General features: G+C 56.7%; 12 protein-coding genes. 2 read left to right on the top strand and 10 right to left on the bottom strand.

Annotation, left to right across the window (positions count from 1 at the left end):
- Window positions 1-846: 846 nt before the first annotated feature.
- The 10 genes from NZ823_09850 to NZ823_09805 form a co-directional block, all read right to left on the bottom strand.
- Window positions 847-2,844, bottom strand: a complete 1,998-nt coding sequence (locus NZ823_09850; protein ID MCS6805427.1) for an AMP-binding protein — start codon at window positions 2,842-2,844, stop codon at window positions 847-849.
- Window positions 2,845-2,928: 84 nt separating this feature from the next.
- The gene (locus NZ823_09845; protein ID MCS6805426.1) at window positions 2,929-3,762 is read right to left on the bottom strand and encodes an NAD+ synthase; all 834 of its coding nucleotides are present in this window, start codon (window positions 3,760-3,762) and stop codon (window positions 2,929-2,931) included.
- 8 nt (window positions 3,763-3,770) lie between these two features.
- Complete coding sequence (locus tag NZ823_09840) at window positions 3,771-4,637, bottom strand: carbon-nitrogen hydrolase (GenBank protein MCS6805425.1); 867 nt, start codon at window positions 4,635-4,637, stop codon at window positions 3,771-3,773.
- A gap of 73 nt (window positions 4,638-4,710) precedes the next feature.
- Window positions 4,711-5,205, bottom strand: a complete 495-nt coding sequence (locus tag NZ823_09835; protein MCS6805424.1) for a DinB family protein — start codon at window positions 5,203-5,205, stop codon at window positions 4,711-4,713.
- A 474-nt stretch (window positions 5,206-5,679) separates the two neighbouring features.
- Window positions 5,680-6,687, bottom strand: a complete 1,008-nt coding sequence (locus tag NZ823_09830; GenBank protein MCS6805423.1) for an NADPH:quinone oxidoreductase family protein — start codon at window positions 6,685-6,687, stop codon at window positions 5,680-5,682.
- A 16-nt stretch (window positions 6,688-6,703) separates the two neighbouring features.
- Entirely contained in the window at window positions 6,704-6,934 is a 231-nt protein-coding gene (locus NZ823_09825) for a zinc ribbon domain-containing protein (protein MCS6805422.1), read from the bottom strand.
- A gap of 281 nt (window positions 6,935-7,215) precedes the next feature.
- A complete protein-coding gene (gene rtcA, locus NZ823_09820) occupies window positions 7,216-8,328 on the bottom strand; it encodes an RNA 3'-terminal phosphate cyclase (GenBank protein MCS6805421.1) in 1,113 nt (370 codons plus the stop codon).
- A gap of 134 nt (window positions 8,329-8,462) precedes the next feature.
- A complete protein-coding gene (gene glmU, locus NZ823_09815; GenBank protein ID MCS6805420.1) occupies window positions 8,463-9,848 on the bottom strand; it encodes a bifunctional UDP-N-acetylglucosamine diphosphorylase/glucosamine-1-phosphate N-acetyltransferase GlmU in 1,386 nt (461 codons plus the stop codon).
- Window positions 9,849-9,949: 101 nt separating this feature from the next.
- A complete protein-coding gene (locus NZ823_09810) occupies window positions 9,950-11,020 on the bottom strand; it encodes a YvcK family protein (protein MCS6805419.1) in 1,071 nt (356 codons plus the stop codon).
- Window positions 11,021-11,151: 131 nt separating this feature from the next.
- Window positions 11,152-12,003, bottom strand: a complete 852-nt coding sequence (locus tag NZ823_09805; GenBank protein MCS6805418.1) for a tetratricopeptide repeat protein — start codon at window positions 12,001-12,003, stop codon at window positions 11,152-11,154.
- A gap of 589 nt (window positions 12,004-12,592) precedes the next feature.
- On the opposite strand from NZ823_09805, the gene NZ823_09800 reads away from it, so the two are divergent.
- On the top strand, window positions 12,593-13,762 hold the full coding sequence (locus NZ823_09800; GenBank protein ID MCS6805417.1) for a hypothetical protein: 1,170 nt from the start codon (window positions 12,593-12,595) through the stop codon (window positions 13,760-13,762).
- A gap of 413 nt (window positions 13,763-14,175) precedes the next feature.
- Window positions 14,176-15,816: a sodium:solute symporter gene (locus NZ823_09795; protein ID MCS6805416.1), complete on the top strand. Its 1,641-nt coding sequence runs from the start codon at window positions 14,176-14,178 to the stop codon at window positions 15,814-15,816.
- The last annotated feature ends 637 nt before the right edge of the window (window positions 15,817-16,453 follow it).

The following is a 16,453-nucleotide window of genomic DNA, read 5'->3' as shown; positions in this document are numbered from 1 at the left end:
CAGGCGTTCCTGCCTGTGGCGTTTTTCATCGTTTCTGGGCGTCGTCCCGCACGACATGAACAACTCCTCTGAAAATAACATTTGAGCGATTCCTCGGAAACACCACTGCTGAACACAGAGGGACAGTACCAATTGTGGGTTGAAGAATTCGGTTCTATCCGCTCACACGCATTCGACGCGGGGGCCCACAGCGAGGCCCCCGTACAGGCCTCCCTGCCGGCCCGCTTTCCTGGCAAAAACGCGAGCCCACAGCCACCCTGTACGGGCGGCTCGCCGTGGCCGCCCGACTCCTCTGCAAATACCCATTTTCATGGTTCGTGGCCAGCGCGGAGCTCATGGGCGATTCCGTTGAAAATAACATTTGAGCGATTCCTCGGAAACACCACTGATGAACACAGATGGACAGTACCAATTGCGGGTTGAAGAATTCGGTTCTATCCGCTCGGACGCATTCTACGCGGGGGCCCACAGCGAGGCCCCCATACAGGCCTCCCTGCCTGCCCGCTTTCCTGGCAAAAACGCGAGCCCACAGCCACCCTGTACGGGCGGCTCGCCGTGGCCGCCCGACTCCTCTGCAAATAACCATTTTCATGGTTCGTGGCCGGCGCGAAGCTCATGGGCGATTCCTTTTGAAAATCGCCCACGAAACACGCGAAACGCACGAAAGAACTGTATTGATCCTTCGCGGCGTGCTGTTGCAGAGGGACGATTCCTGACTTTATCTTGGAGTGCGCCGGCAGAGCGAAGCGGCGACGGCGCTTTCTCCTCAGAAGCCTCGGCCGTTGGCAGCCGAAGGCTTCTGAAGAGAGGAGTGGCCATCTCCGGTCTTTCAATCTGCAATTGGTATTATCCGATTTGCTGTCTGTTAATCGCTGATCCCAGTTGGCGGATGGCTTCCACCGCCGACGGATTTTCGAGCGCAGTGATGTCGCCCGGGTCTTCATTCAAATAGGCCGCGCGAATGACGCGGCGCATGACCTTGGCATTCCGCGTGCGGGGCAGCGCCGACACGAAATGAACCTGCTCGGGCCGTAGTGGCTTGCCCAGTTGTTCACCGACGCGCTCGCGCAACTGCTCAGCAACATCAGGTCCTGTCGGCGCGCCAGCCACGGGCACACAAAATGCAATCATGGCGCTCCCTTTCACCTCATCTGGAATACCGATGACTGCCGCTTCAGCCACGCTCGGATGCGCGACCAAAATTGATTCAACTTCCGCCGGACCGACGCGCTTGCCGGCCACTTTCAACGTATCGTCGCTGCGACCCAGAATATACCAGTGTCCGTCTGAATCAATCTGCGCCCAATCGCCGTGCACCCAGATGTCCGGCCAGCGCGACCAGTAAGTCTGCAAGTAGCGGTCCGGGTCCTTCCAGAATCCTCGCGCCATGCCGATCCAGGGTTGGCGGATGACTAACTCGCCGACCGCGCCGCGCACTGATTCTCCCTGCTCGTTGAGCACGTCGGCGGCGATACCTGGGCAAGGAGCCGGAAAGGAACACGGCTTGATTGGCAGCAGCGGATTGCCCATCAAAATACCGCCGGAGATTTCCGTGCCGCCAGAGTAATTGATAATAGGAATTCGCCCGCCGCCCACCTTCTCAAACAACCACCACCATGGATCAGGATTCCACGGCTCGCCGGTCGAGCCTAAAATTCTCAGCCGCGACAGATCATGACGGGCCGGCCATTGATCGCCATGCGCAGCCAGCGCCCGAACGAGTGTCGGCGAAATGCCGAGTATCTCCACCTGATGAGCCGCACAGAATGCCCACAGCCGATCCGGCTCAGGATAATCCGGCGCGCCGTCATACAGCACGATCGTCGCGCCCAGCAGCGTCGCTCCATAGATCAGCCACGGTCCCATCATCCAGCCGATGTCTGTCACCCACGAGATGCGACTACCCGGCCCCACATCCGTGCCAAATGCCATGTCTTGCGCCGACTTGATCGGAAACCCGCAGTGCGAATGAAGAATGCCTTTGGGTCGGCCTGTCGTGCCGGAGGTATAAAGCACAATCAACGGGTCTTCAGCAGCAGTCGCTTCCACTCGGCGCAGTGACACATCGGCTTGCTCGCCAGCTTGCAACAACGCTTCCCATGTGAGGTCGCGGCCAGGGTACATCGGGACTTCGACGCCGAGCCTGCTGACAACAATGACATTCAGCAGCTCATGACATTGCATGGCAGCCTCATCGGCTACTGCCTTGGCCATGACGGGCCGGCCACGCCGCGGGAATGCATCGCAAGTGAACAACGCCTTGGCACCGACGTCTTGCAGGCGCGACTGGATGGCCGCCGGGCCGTATCCCGAAAACAGCGGAACGGCTATACCACCGATGCGGCCTACGGCCAACAAAGCAACGACTGTTTCCGGAATCATCGGCAGGTGGATGCCGACGGCATCGCCACGCCCCAACCCCAGCGCGCGCAAGCCAGCCGCGCATCGCTCAACGTCAGCGTTCAACTCGGCGTAGCTCATTGTTCGGCGCGCGCCCTCTTCGCCTTCCCAAATCACTGCTGGCACATTTGCCGTCATGTGATGGATCGCCGATGGGGTCAAGCAGCTCTTGGTGATGTTCAACTGGCCGCCGACGCACCATTGCGGCCATTGAATGCCGCGTGAAAGATCAACGATCTGACGATAAGGTGTGTCGAACTGAATGCCAAGGAATTGCAACACGCGCTGGGTAAACCAACCGACGTCTTCAATCGAACGACGATAAAGCGCATCGAATGAGTCAAGACCGCACAACGATATGAAGCGGGTCAGTTGCGCCCGCGCGCGTGTCTCGTCGTCAGGACGCCATGCGACGGCGTGATCAAATCCTACACGCTCAGTCATAGATGCCTCACCTTCGGCGCGATGATGGGCAGCCGTGGGGTCATGGCGCCGGCTTGCCAGTCTCATCCGGTTTGACTGAACGGCTCACCAGCCCCAATCGCGCTTGTATCGGAAATCGTGATTGATTGATCGGGTGGAGATCTTCGGCATCAGCGGAAGCCGGCGCTTGAATTGCGACGTGCGCATCATCTCGGAGACGCGCTCGACCTGTTTGGCGTCGAAGCCGCGAGCCGGCAGCAAGTGCTTAGGAATTCGCTTATCCACCAACTCAACCAAAATGGCGTCCAGCTCAGCGTAGCTCATGCCGATCTCCCCCTCATCAGTTTGACCATCCCACAGTCCGGCACTGGGTGGTTTGGCTATCAGTGGTTGCGGCACGCCGAGATACTCGGCCAACTGCCGCACTTCGGTTTTGTAAATATCGCCGAGCGGCCACATCGCCGCCGCCATGTCGCCCCACAACGTGCTGTAGCCGATGAGCAATTCCGTCTTGTTGCTCGTGCCGATGACCAACGCCTGGTGCACACGCGACAGATCATACAAGACGATCATGCGCAGACGCGCCATCACATTGCCGCGACGGATGCGGTCGGCCTCAGGCATGTCAGCAAAGTAGGCATCCACCATCGGACTAATATCAACACAGAGCAACCGCACGCCAAGTAGATCGGCGACCATCTGCGCATCGGTCAACGATGCCGGATCATGATCGCCGTACGGCATGGCCACGCACACTGTATGCTCGGCGCCCAGCGCGCGTGTGGTGAGAAATGCGACCACCGCCGAGTCAATCCCGCCCGACAGCCCAAGAATGCCGCAGCGAAAGCCCACCTTGGTGACCTCTTCGCGGATGAACCGCGTCAGTGCCTCGGTTGTCAACTCGGCATTCAGACGGAATGCGTCTCCATGTGCGCGCATGCTCATAGCTATTCCAACTGATGACGCTTGTTGTAAATTCTCGTTAGCTCACGCAATGTTAGATCAAGCCGTTCATCGCGCAGCAGCGGATAAATTGTCCGCGCGCGCCGCACCTCGAGAGCGTCAATCAGGCCATAGCACAGGTCTTCATCAAAAGTTTTTGCTTTCACCAGGCAGCGACCAAATGGATCAATCAGCTCTGAGCCGCCGGAAAAGATCACGCCGTCTTCGACGCCTACGCGGTTCACGTAGACCACATAGAGCATGTAGGACTGCGCTGCCGAGCGCGTGATCGCTTCCCAGGCGTACATGCTGCCCAATTTATCCGGCAGGCGCAATCCGCGACCCGGGCCGGCTGACATCGCCAGTAAGACCTGCGCGCCATCGTGGGCCATCAGGTAGAGCGTTGAAGGATGCCACAGGTCCTCGCAGATCAGTATGCCCATACGGCCATATCGCGTATCAAATGCGCGCAGCACGTCGCCGGCAGCTACGAACCGCCCTTCATCGAACATACCATAGGTCGGCAAATAGACCTTCCGATGAATGTGCGCGATTTGTCCTTGACTCAGGTAGGCCGCCGAGTTGAAGAAGCGATAGTCAGAGGCGACCTCGATAAAGCCGATGACCAGATCAATGTCATATTGCTGACCGAGGTTAAGCAGTTGATCAAGCGTGTCGGAGCGGGTCGGATCAATAGCCACATCCGGCACAAGGTCTTCAAGGTAGTAACCAGTCAGCGAGAGTTCGGGAAAAACAATGACCTGTGCTCCCGCGTCAGCCGCTTGTCGGGTGAGCTCCAGATGCACATCGAGATTTCGTTGGAGGTCACCCAGCGCCGGTTTGATCTGGGCCAATGCTACTTTGATCTTCATCGGCACATCCCCGGAGAGGCTGTGGCGGATCGCGCTCTGCGCCTCACACGCCGCTATCGGCAGCCTTCATCGGTTACAGCGGTTCGTCCGCCGACGGGCCATAGATGGACGGCACCGGCACATTGTGCATGCGCACATAAACAGACAACTGACCACGATGGTGAATCGAGTGATTGAGGACAAGCCCGCGAATCACGCTGACACGCGGCATTTCAAACACGACGTGATCGCCTTTTTTCAGTCGCCACGGCTGCATCAAGTGTTCGTTCGATTGTCCCTGCATCATCTCGGTCGCCATCGCTACATTCTTGTCAAATGTCTCCAGGATTTCCGCTGTGCTGCCCCCGTTGAACGGCGTGTAGCTGCCATCTAGGCTAAGCTCGTCCTGCCCTAGAATGGCTCCAACGAAACTGGGAATCTCGGCAATATGCGAGGCCAGCCGTCCCAAGCTCATTGATTTCTCGTGTGGCTTCCAGCCGAGTTGCTCATCCGGCACGCGTTCCAACAACCGCCGCGTGACGCCCGCTTCATGAGTGAACTCCATGAGAATTGGATCAACGATGTTCATAAGGCCCTCCTTACTCTAGTCCATTTGGAATGGGCATTTTGAACCTTCATCACCCAGAAGGCAAGAGCAGAGCGTCATCTCCAGCCAGCCCTCGTTGACTTTGAAGTGTGACATGCAGAACGGCGCTCCGTTGCTGACGCACTCTGCGCCCCCGGCGGCGTCCGCCATTTGCCGCGAACTGGAGTTAACAGGCCTCTTCAAGATTCTGACGAAGTGTAGCCCGGTCTGCACTCGCAACGACCGTTGGGTTGGTCGTGGTTGAGAGGTCTAGTCAAATTTTTGACGAAGCTAAGTAGGTGGACAAACGTTCTGGGACATTTTGGGGGAACGGGCAGCTTTGGAGTGCGGTGACGTGTCAACGCTTTCCGGCCAAAGCCGCGGCACATCGCAGCACTCCAACAACGCCACGAACTTTTGTCACGTTCCTTAGCCACGTTGCTGCCGCAAATTAACAGTCTCTTTGGGTCGAACGCATCAATGCTGAATTGGCGATTCTGGAGACTGGCTCACCCTCAATACGATTTTGCCAAAGCTCTCTCGGCTTTCGATCAACCGGTGCGCGTCCGCCGCTTGATCCAACGCAAACGTATGTCCGATGATCGGACGAATGCTTGTGCCACGAATCATGCCGAGCAACTCACACATGGCGGGACCCAGCTCCGGCGTGCGGGCAATCAGGTTGAGATTGACGCCCGTCACGGTTGCATTGTTCATAATCAGCGTCCGCGAATTGACTGAGCCAAGTTGCCCACCGGCTGCGCCGTATGTCACCAACCGACCAAATGGCGCCAGGATCGTCATGCTCTTCTCGAAGACGTTGCCGCCGACCGTTTCTAATACCAGATCAACGCCGCGCCCGCCGGTCAGGTGTTTGACAACGTCGGCAAAATCGTTTGTCCTATAGTTAATGATCTCATCAGCGCCCAGCGCTCGCACACGTTCGAGTTTTTCATCTGAACCGGCGCAGGCAAAGACGCGAGCGCCCATGTGTTTGGCCAATTGCACAGCGGCTGTGCCCACACCGCCGCCGGCCGCCTGAATTAACACCGACTCGCCGGCTTGCAGTCGCCCGTAGCGTTTCAATGCAAAGAACGCTGTCAGAAACACAATCGGAAAGGCGGCCGCCTGCTCCATGCTGAAGTCTTCCGGCACAGGCATGAGCATGGACGCAGGGACGCTCACAAACTGGGCATAACCACCCCGACCTGTCAACGTCATCACTGGCTGACCGACTTCAACGTTACTGACACTAGCGCCAAGTTCTACAACGCGGCCGGCCACTTCCAATCCCGGAATATATGGCGGCTGTGGCCCCCCAGGGTAGATGCCGCGACGTTGCATCGTATCAGCATAATTGACGCTGGCCGCTTCAATCTGAATCAGCACTTCGTTGGCAGCCGGCGTGGGCCTCGGCACGTCGCCATAGTGGAGCAGTTCAGGCCCTCCCAATTGTACGACTTGAATGGCTTTCATCATGTTCATAGGATTTTGCCTCCGATCAGCTCTCTACGGCACACATGCCTCGTTGCGGAGCGCCACATGCGCCACACGGGCCTGGCTCCACGCCGCTGGCCGGACGAGCGCCGGCCGTTGAAATGGCAAATGTCGAGAGTCGTCGCATCACATTTTGACCGCCGCAGAATTTGCAGACGATTTTGCTCTCACGCTTGAAGACAAGCTGCTCAAATTGAGAACCGCAGTGCTTACACTCGTATTCGTACAGTGGCATCCGTCTCCTCCATAGTTGGAATTCAGCGCAAGGGCAAAGATTACGGAACAGCCTGCGCATTGTCAAAGCATCATGACTTATGCACAGAAGGTGAACCAGCCAAAGAGCACCGTCTTCATCGGTGGCCTGAGAGAAGCTAATCGCCTCATCGCGTCGGCCACGGGTGACTGGCATGTCCGAGTGGGTCAACTCTTACAGAGGCTCGGCTCACTTGGTGGAACGCTCGTTGCCGTGCACGCAAAACGCCATGCCGCTGCGCAACCTGAGTGGTTAGGGCGTTTTTATCCGCAAGCTTGCTGCTGGTTTGCTGATTTGTGCATGCGGGCGCCGGCCTGATCATCACGGCTGGCAACGGTGACTCGTCCTGGCTGCCCAAGCGCGCCGCTGACTTCACATTTCACTGGCAAAAATTGCTCGATGACCCAGACGTGGGTGAGCAAATGCTGGGTGACTTCCGACGTAGTGAATTCAGATGAACCATGCGCCAACGCCAGATAGATGAGCAACTGATCGGCCAGATGCTTGTCCACAATCATGCCGCTTTCATGATGCGCGAGAAATTCATCAATTGCTTCGTTGGCCACCTGCTCGGCTGGTTTGCCGCGTGCGCCCAACGAGGAGAAGCCGGCGAGGGCATGTTCGTATCGGGCCAGGAGAAATACACATGTTCCTTTGCCTGCCGATGGTGCCTCCAGGATTTCACATTGAGCCGAAAGCTGTTGGCCGTGTAGTCTCCTGATGACCTGTTGTTGTTGACGCTCAGCAATCGCGCGCGGCAGGTTGGAGACGACTGAGAGGCATTCAATCTGCTCTAACTGCCCTCGCTCGGTGAGGGTGACCGGCGCTATCTTGTCACAGGGATGGATTGTGACTGCGGCGATGCCGCCGCCTGTCGGATACCAACCCCAGCGCAACGTCTCGATACTGGCTCGTAAGCCGAGCTTTTCGACCATTGGCAGAAACACGAATTGCAAGTAGGTCGTCGGTGGACTCCAGGGCACATGAGTGCCGCCTTTCAAGATCAAGCGACTCGCTTGCTTCGCACAAAACAATGCCGGAGCTGCCGCGTGAAAGACCAAGCCGACAGAACCCGCGCTGGCTTTGACGGCGGCGACATCGAATTCATATTCACCGCCGGCGAGTTCTCGCGGCTCAAATCTCAGGTGCTCTGAACCGAGGTTTGCTCCCGTGACGTGAGCCTTTGTGATCGCTGTCAGCGCTTGTACAGCCGTCAGATGTTGTGGTTGTAGACCGGGCTTCTTGCGCCCGCGCCGGATGTTGATGATCTCAATCGGCCGATTCAGCAGCGCAGCCAGCGCCAGACTTGTCCGCAGAATCTGGCCGCCGCCTTCACCGTGAGAACCGTCAATAACAAGTCGGGATTCGTGGGTCATGGTTCGTGATTCGTGATCCGTGAGTCGTGGTTCGTGATTCGTGATTCGTTAATCGTGGTTCGTGATTCGTATGCTGGCATTCAATTCACCATCCTCAGTACACGGGCCACGGTTTACGGTCCACGGACCCCGAATCACGGCTCCAATTTCTTCTTCACGACCGCCGGAACACCGACGGCGAGCGAGTATTCCGGAACATCTTTCGTCACGACGGCGCCCGCGCCAGTGACGGCGCCGCGTCCGACACGCACTGGCGCGACCAACATAGTATCGCTGCCGATTTTCACCTCATCTTCGATGATGGTTGGATGCTTCTGTTTTCCGTCGAAGTTACAGGTGACGGTTCCCGCGCCGATATTGACCCGCTCGCCGAGCGTGGCGTCGCCCAGGTACGACAGGTGCATGGCCTTGCTTTGGCGACCGAGCCGACTCTTTTTCACCTCGACGAAATTTCCTATCACTACCTGATCGGCCAGCACGGCGCCGTTGCGCAGATGAGCAAATGGGCCAATTGCGACGTCGTTGCCCAATTGGCTGTCCATCACAATGCAGCTATTCTTGACGACGACGCGATCGCCAAGCTGAGCATTAACCAGTCGCGACCAGGAGTAGATCTCGCAGTCTTGACCAATTCGCGTCTCACCCTCAATGACCACTTGGGGATGAATGATCGTATCCTGGCCGATGATCGCCTCGGCGCTGATGTACGTGGAAGCCGGATCAACAATCGTCACGCCGCTCAGCATGAGTCGTTCAAGGATGTCGTATCGCAGTCGGGCGCCGACGCGCGCCAGTTCAACGCGATTGTTGATCCCTTGAAATTCATGAGCCGGTTCGTGAGGGAAGACGCCAACGCGATACCCTTGTTGCACGAGGATTCGGAAAACGTCTGGCAAGTAGAATTCGCCTTGTGCGTTGATCGGTGACAACTGATCGAGCGCCATCAACAACGGATCAATCTCGAAGCAATACATTGCTGGATTGACTTCCTTGATAGCTTGTTGCTCAGGTGTGGCGTCGCGATGTTCAACGATACGGAGAAACCGGCCGGCCTCATCGCGCACGATGCGGCCATAGCCAGTCGGATCATCCATCTGAATTGTCAGCAAGGACGCGGCGTAGTCTCCTTCGTGATGTTGTTTGACCAATCGCTGGATCGTCTCAGGGCGGATCAACGGCACATCGCCATAGAAGATCACTACATGTCCGCTGGTCTGGGCGAGCGCGTCGCGCGCGACTTTGACGGCGTGTCCTGTGCCAAGCTGTGGCGTTTGCAGAACAAATTCCACGTCGGTGGGCTGTCTGTTGCTCGCTCGTTCCACTTCGGCCTGCACGGCTTGGCAGACGGCCTCAGCCTGGTATCCGACGACGACAATCAACTTATTCGGGTTCAGTTGCAGCGCGGTGCGCACACCATAAGCAACCAATGGGCGGCCGAGCAGGTGATGCAATACTTTTGCGCGTCGTGATTTCATGCGGGTGCCGAGACCGGCCGCAATAATCAGCACATTCAGTTGCATAAGAATTCTCCTTGAAAAGAGCAATCAGTCATGAACCAGCCTCTCGTTGACGGGTTGGCGCATGATTGAACATCGCGTGATGAACTACAAACCACCTGTGGCTACATCTCTGTCACGAGCTGATAGGCTTCGAACACGGCGCGGCTGAGCTTGGCCGGATGATGTCGAACTGTCTCTCGTTCGTCCAGGAGATCACGACACAACACCATGACCGACTGTCCAAGGCGCGGCAATGTGAGTCGTCCGACGCCTGAATCTATGCTGGTTTGCAACCGCTCGGTTGTCACCGGAGCAGCGCCATCTGCTGCGTATTTCAGTCGCAGTGGTTCTGAAATCGGTTGGGAGTTGACCAGCACACAGTCCAGTTGCAAGCCGGGACAGTATTCCAGAATACGCTCGATGTGGTCCTCAACGGTGTAACCGGTTGTCTCGTGCGGTTGTGTCATCACGTTGCAGACGTAGAACTTTTTCGCCGGCGAGCGCACAATCGCTTCGGGAATCCCTTCAACCAGCAGATTGGGAATGAGGCTGGTGAATAATGAGCCAGGCCCGATGACGATCAGATCAGCTTGCTGGAGCGCTTGCAGCGTTTCCGGCAACGGCCGGCAGCCCGGGGGAACCAGTCTGATCGCGCGAATGGTGCCGGCCGTCTTGGTGATATTGGATTCACCTTGCACCACACGACCGTCGTCCATCTGGGCTTCCAAGTGAACGTTCGCCATCGTGGAGGGAAGAATGCGCCCTTTAATGGCCAACACTTCACTTGATAATCGAATCGCTTCTAGGAAGTCGCCCGTTACGCCGGTTAACGCCGTCAGGAACAGATTACCGAAACTATGCCCGCCCAGCTCGCCGCCGCCGCCAAAGCGAAACCTGAAGAGTCGGGTCATTAGTTGTTCATCCTCAGCCAGCGCCACCATGCAATTGCGAATATCGCCCGGCGGCAACATCTGAAATTCATCCCGCAGTCGTCCTGAGCTGCCTCCGTCATCGGTGACCGTGACCAGCGCGGTCAATTCAGCCAATCCATACGGGCCGGATGCGGGCGCTGCGTGAGTGCTCGGAGAAAGAACATAATGCTTGAGACCGCTCAATAACGAAGCCAGCCCTGTTCCTCCGCCTAACGCAACTAAGTTTAATTGGTGCACCACAGCAACGTTAAGGTTATACAACCTCGCCACTGGTGACAAGGCGACAGTCTGAAGAATGATCGTGAGCAACACGCCTTGTTGGTAATTGGTTCAGTGGGCTGATGGAGACCGATTGGTGAGGTGACCGCAAACGACCGGGTTGGGTCTCACTCCTAATTTTCAGGGATTGGTTGCTGCGCGGGTTCAGGTTGAGGCACCAACTCCCAACCAACCAATTCTTGAAACTCCGGATGTGTGTACAGGTTTGTGAAATCGGAGTCGTGGCGAGCTTGAATGCGCAGCGTATCGCGCTGCTCGACAGCCTGTTTTAGCTCCTTGACGGCCTGCTCAATCAAACCCATTCGAGCATGAGCGGCAGCTAACGAATACAAAATATGAGCGGCTTGAGGCTCGTACTTGAGAGCTTTTTCAAAGAACGAGACGGCTTCCACGACATGTCCCAGATTTAGTTCAATAACCCCGCGATTGTACAACGCCTCGGCATTGCGGGGTGTCGAGGGAGGATGCTGTAGCCGCTGGTTGCAAATGGCCACGTAGCTCCGAGCGCGGGCCACCATGTCAGTTTCTTCGGGAAACCGCTCGATGAAATCGAGAAACGCGCGCCGTGCTTTCTCAAAATCATGATCGTAAAACTGCCTGACAGCTTGACCGAACATTTTCACAGCCATGGTCGAAGCCAGCAGCCGCGATGGGAGTGTTTTCGGTTTGGCTGGTGGGGCTTTTACGCGACCTTTGGGAATGGCTTTCACCCGGCCTTTGGGCGCAACTTTGGATACCGGCTTAGGCAGGCTTTTGATAGGCCGCCTTGGCACAGCTTTGACTCGGCCTTTGGGCGCGGCTTTGATGCGGCCTTTGGGCGCAGCTTTGATGCGGCCTTTGGGCGCGGCTTTGACCCGGCCTTTGGGCGCGGCTTTGACCCGGCCCTTGCCTGATACCTGAGCCACGGCTCGTACCTTTCTGGTCTGGGGCTTGGTTCGTGTTGGACGAGCCGGCTTCGTCTTCATTGCCTTGGGCTTCGCTTTGGTAGCGATTTTCTTCGTAGGGGCCTTCTTCTTGAGAGCCTTTGGTTTAGCAGTAGTTGCCTGTTTCTTTTTGGCGCCTTGAGCTGGTTTTTGCTTGACGGTTTTCGCCTTGAGCTTAGCAGCTCGTAAGGCAGTGGGGGATGAGCCTAACCTTTTCTTCCGATTCGTTTTAACCGACGAAGAGGTTTGTTTGACTGCTTTCGCCTGATTTGTTTTCGACCGAGCCTTTGCTGCCACCGGTTATCACCTTCCGGCTAAGATTCAACTGCTTTACCTCGGCCCGCAATTATAACCCTTTTTATGGCTTGATACTAGCCTACTCTTATACCAAAACCGTCAGAGCAGAGTCAAGCACTATTTCCCGCAAAGGCGCTTACAGCGCCAAGCAGTTGAGAATTGTTTACACCCGTTGTGCCCTGGCGGTAACTGGCGGTTTGAAAGGCCTTGAGCGGGATGAACCATACGCAAGCCAACAGCGTCGTGCTGCACTCTGTGAATGGTGTTATGCAAAGGCCTTGACCGCGATGAACAGCTTCCAGCATACTACCGCTCCACGCTTTGGAGGAGATTGATGAATCGGAGGTTTTTCATTGTCGTCGTCCTATTACTATTGGCCAAATGGGTTGCTTTGTCCGGTTGCGGGTCATCCGAAACAATCCATTCAACTGCTCCCACGCCGGCGGAGAACAAACCGGCGGCAGAGCCAACATCGCCTGTTTCGTTGCCCACTGATGACGGCTACGCCGCCGCGATTTTCTTTGGCGCAGATACGCTGGGTAGCCTCGATGATTGCGGTTGCCCACAACGCCCGGAGGGAGGGCTACCGTGGCGGATGGGCTATGCCAATGCTTTTGCCAAACAATCAGCCGACGTGCCCATCTTGCACGTAGACGCCGGCAATTTCTTCTCTGATTTTCATACTGAAGACGGCAAGCTGTTTGCTGTAGCCGAAACGAAAAACAAATGGCTGTTCAAGGGTTATCAAAAGGCAGACTTCGCGGCTGTGAACCTGACGCCATACGATTTGTATTACGCTGAACGCCTCTTTGACCGAGTAGCTTACCAGAAAGAGAAGGCAAACTCGCCGCTGGTGACGCGGATGATCTCAGCCAATGTACGGGCTGCTCGGCCGACGCACCTGTCGCCACCGGCCTATCTCATCCGTGAAATCAACAGCGCGCGCTTGCCTGAGGGGAAAAGCCTTCGGGTTGGGTTCGTCGGGTTGACGAGCCGGCTGGAGAACGAGCAGGGAGTACCGAAGTCTGTGCCGGCTACGTTTCAAGTTACTGATCCAATGGTGGCGGCGCGGCGCGTGATTCCTCGTGTTCGGCCGGAGTGTGACGTCCTGGTTGTGCTGGCCTACATGCTGCCGGAAAAAGCTGAACAATTGGCCAAACAGGTTTCCGGCATTGATCTGCTGATTGTCGCGCATGCACTACCGGAAGAGCGCCAACCGACTCGCGTCAATCAGACGACCATCGCCTATGCTCGACACCAAACCAGGTCGCTGGGCGAGGCGCTGCTTTACGTTGATTCGACAGGTCGTCTCAAGGATATTAAGACGCGGATGATCGTGTTGGATAAAAAAATCCCGCCGGACTCTGAAACGGCGGCGCTTCTGTCTCAAGCTAAGGCCGAAATCCTAGAGGAGGAGCGGAAGCTCTTTGAGGAGCTACAACGACAAGCGCACCCGCAGCATTTGCAACCGTTGCCACTAGGTCCTGCGCAGGAGATCCGGTGATCTGCGATGGCAGACGTCTGTTTTTCAGGCAAATCGCCTATATGCTCTGGGCATGCACCACAATGAAAAAATGAAGCGACCAAGGTCACAAATGCTCCCGAAAGCCCTTTGTCGCCGCTGTTGCCCCTCTGTGGCTATTTTTCTAAGGAATCACCCTTATGCTCCGCGCACGCCACGAACGATGAAAATACAATTCTTTCGTGAGGTTCACGTGTTTCGTGGGCTACTTTCAAGGGAATCGCCCATGAGCTCGGCGCTCGCCACGAAGAACGAGAATGGCGCACAGGCGGGAACGCCTATGCCACATTTTCGCAGGAATCGTCCATGAGCGCAGGCACGCCACGAACGATGAAAATACAATTCTTTCGTGAGGTTCGTGTGTTTCGTGGGCTACTTTCAAGGGAGGGCTAATTATGTTCGCACTCGCATTATGGCAGAATGCAGCTCGGTTAATCACAATTGATTTCATCTTCATCGCTGTCTATTTCGCGATTGTGTTTGCCATTGGTTTTTATTTCATGCGTCGTGAGAAGACGGCGAGCGATTACTTTCTAGCGAGTCGCGATGCCGCGTGGTGGGCAATCGGCGCGTCGCTGTTTTCTTCTAACATCGGCAGCGAGCATTTCATTGGATTAGCTGGGTCGGGCGCGGCGACGGGTATGGCCGTTGGGCATTTTGAATGGCTGGCTTCGATCATCGTGTTAATTCTCGGTTGGGTCTTTGTGCCGTTTTACTTGCGCTCAAAGGTTTACACGATGCCGGAATTTTTGGAGCGCCGCTATAATGCCGCGTGTCGCACCTATCTGGCTGCCATTTCGCTGATCGCCTATATTTTCACCAAAATTGCCGTCGCGGTGTTTGCCGGCGCGATTGTTTTGCAGGCGGTGCTCGGCTGGAGCATGTGGAAGTCGGCGTTGGCGCTGGTCATTGCCACGGGTGTTTATACCGTAGCGGGTGGTCTGGCGGCGGTCATTTACACTGAGGTTATCCAAACAGTGATCCTGATTGTCGGGGCGCTCATGCTGACCTATCTCGGATTGGAGCAGGTTGGCGGTTTTGAGGGACTACGCGCGCAAGTGCCCGACGATTTTTTCCACATGATGAAACCGACCGATCACCCGGATTTTCCGTGGACAGGCATTTTCTTTGGCGCGCCCATCTTAGGAATTTGGTACTGGTGCACTGATCAAGTCATTGTCCAACGCGTGCTGGCGGCCAAAGATGAACGTCACGCCAAGGGCGGTACCGTGCTGGCCGGATTCTTGAAGATTCTGCCGGTATTCATGTTGGTGGTGCCGGGCATGATCGCGCGCGCCTTATACGCCGATGAGATGGCGGTCAATTCGAATGCGGCTTTTCCTACTATGGTGGTGCGCCTGATGCCGCCCGGATTGGTTGGCGTGATGGTGGCCGCGATGCTCGCGGCGCTGATGTCGAGTCTGGCCGCTGTGTTTAATTCCAGCTCGACTATTTTCACCATGGACTTCTACAGCAAAATCCGCCCCGGCGCTTCAGAACGGGAATTAGTTCATGTTGGACGGCTGGCCACCGTCGTGATGGTTGGTTTGGGCTTGTTATGGATTCCGTTTATGGCCTACATCAGCGATCAACTGTACGTCTACTTGCAGAGCGTCCAGGCGTATGTCTCGCCGCCGATTGCCGCTGTGTTTCTCGTTGGCGTCTTCTGGCCGCGAGCCAATGGCGCCGGCGCGCTGGCTGCGTTATTGACCGGCTTTGCGCTTGGGGCAGCGCGCTTCGTGCTGGAGCTTTCGTATGCAGGCGTTGCGCTCAGTGAGCGCCCGTGGTTTGTTGGCATGAACTTTTTGCATTTTGCCATCTTCATGTTTGTTGTCTGCATGGTGGTTTTAATCGTTGTGAGTATGTTGACGGAAGCGCCGTCACGCGAGCGTGTCGCCGGCTTGACGTGGGCCACCAGCGAGCCGACAGAGGCAACGCCGGGCGCGATGGCCCCGCCTGGCGCACACCGTTTGACCAACGCGCTGGCCGGCGTGTTGATTGTGACGATGATCGGTCTGTGGATTTATTTCCGGTGACCAGATGAGCAAAACCGACCGCGGCGCGATGATCACTGCTCTGGCCAGCGGCGCAACGGAGCCGCTCAAGGTTTCTTGTATCTGCGTCAGCGCATCCCTCCGCCGATAGGTTGCCTCTTGGTGTGGCGCGGTTGTAAAAGCGGATTCTGGGAGGACCGGCACTTCATCAGTCTCCTCGAGAAAAAGTGGCGCCTGTGGCGTTTTTCATCGTTTCTCTCGCGTCGTCCCGGACGACATGGACAACTCCTCTGAAAATCGCCCACGAAACACACGAACCTCACGAAGGAACTGTATTTTCTCGTGGCGAGCGCGCAGCGCATGGGCGATTCCTGACTTTATCTTGGCCAAAGCGGCGTCGCGCCCTTGGGGCTTGCCGCCGCAGTCCAAAACGCGTTCTCATACACCCTGACTCTATCTTGGAGTGCGCCGGCAGAGCGAAGCGGCGACGGCGCTTTCTGTCCTGACACTCCGCGCCAGGCCAAAGCGGCGTCGCGCCCTTGGGGGCTTGCCGCCGCACTCCAAAACGCATTCTCATAAACACTGACTCTATCTTGGAGTGGGCCGGCCGATCGAAGAGGCGACGTCGCTTTCTGTCCTGACACTCCGCGGCAGGCCAAAGCGGCGTCGCGCCCTTGGG

The organism is Blastocatellia bacterium, assembly GCA_025054955.1.
Taxonomy (GTDB): domain Bacteria; phylum Acidobacteriota; class Blastocatellia; order HR10; family J050; genus JANWZE01.
Note: the sequence above shows the minus strand (reverse complement) of the source record. Positions and strands in the feature narration are given on the sequence as shown.

What these genes read in the sequence shown, in the direction of transcription:
- NZ823_09850 (MCS6805427.1), bottom strand. Translation starts at nt 2,844, where the DNA reads ATGACTGAGCGTGTAGGATTTGATCACGCCGTCGCATGGCGTCCTGAC.
- NZ823_09845 (MCS6805426.1), bottom strand. Translation starts at nt 3,762, where the DNA reads ATGCGCGCACATGGAGACGCATTCCGTCTGAATGCCGAGTTGACAACC.
- NZ823_09840 (MCS6805425.1), bottom strand. Translation starts at nt 4,637, where the DNA reads ATGAAGATCAAAGTAGCATTGGCCCAGATCAAACCGGCGCTGGGTGAC.
- NZ823_09835 (MCS6805424.1), bottom strand. Translation starts at nt 5,205, where the DNA reads ATGAACATCGTTGATCCAATTCTCATGGAGTTCACTCATGAAGCGGGC.
- NZ823_09830 (MCS6805423.1), bottom strand. Translation starts at nt 6,687, where the DNA reads ATGAACATGATGAAAGCCATTCAAGTCGTACAATTGGGAGGGCCTGAA.
- NZ823_09825 (MCS6805422.1), bottom strand. Translation starts at nt 6,934, where the DNA reads ATGCCACTGTACGAATACGAGTGTAAGCACTGCGGTTCTCAATTTGAG.
- rtcA (MCS6805421.1), bottom strand. Translation starts at nt 8,328, where the DNA reads ATGACCCACGAATCCCGACTTGTTATTGACGGTTCTCACGGTGAAGGC.
- glmU (MCS6805420.1), bottom strand. Translation starts at nt 9,848, where the DNA reads ATGCAACTGAATGTGCTGATTATTGCGGCCGGTCTCGGCACCCGCATG.
- NZ823_09805 (MCS6805418.1), bottom strand. Translation starts at nt 12,003, where the DNA reads ATGAAGACGAAGCCGGCTCGTCCAACACGAACCAAGCCCCAGACCAGA.
- NZ823_09800 (MCS6805417.1), top strand. Translation starts at nt 12,593, where the DNA reads ATGAATCGGAGGTTTTTCATTGTCGTCGTCCTATTACTATTGGCCAAA.
- NZ823_09795 (MCS6805416.1), top strand. Translation starts at nt 14,176, where the DNA reads ATGTTCGCACTCGCATTATGGCAGAATGCAGCTCGGTTAATCACAATT.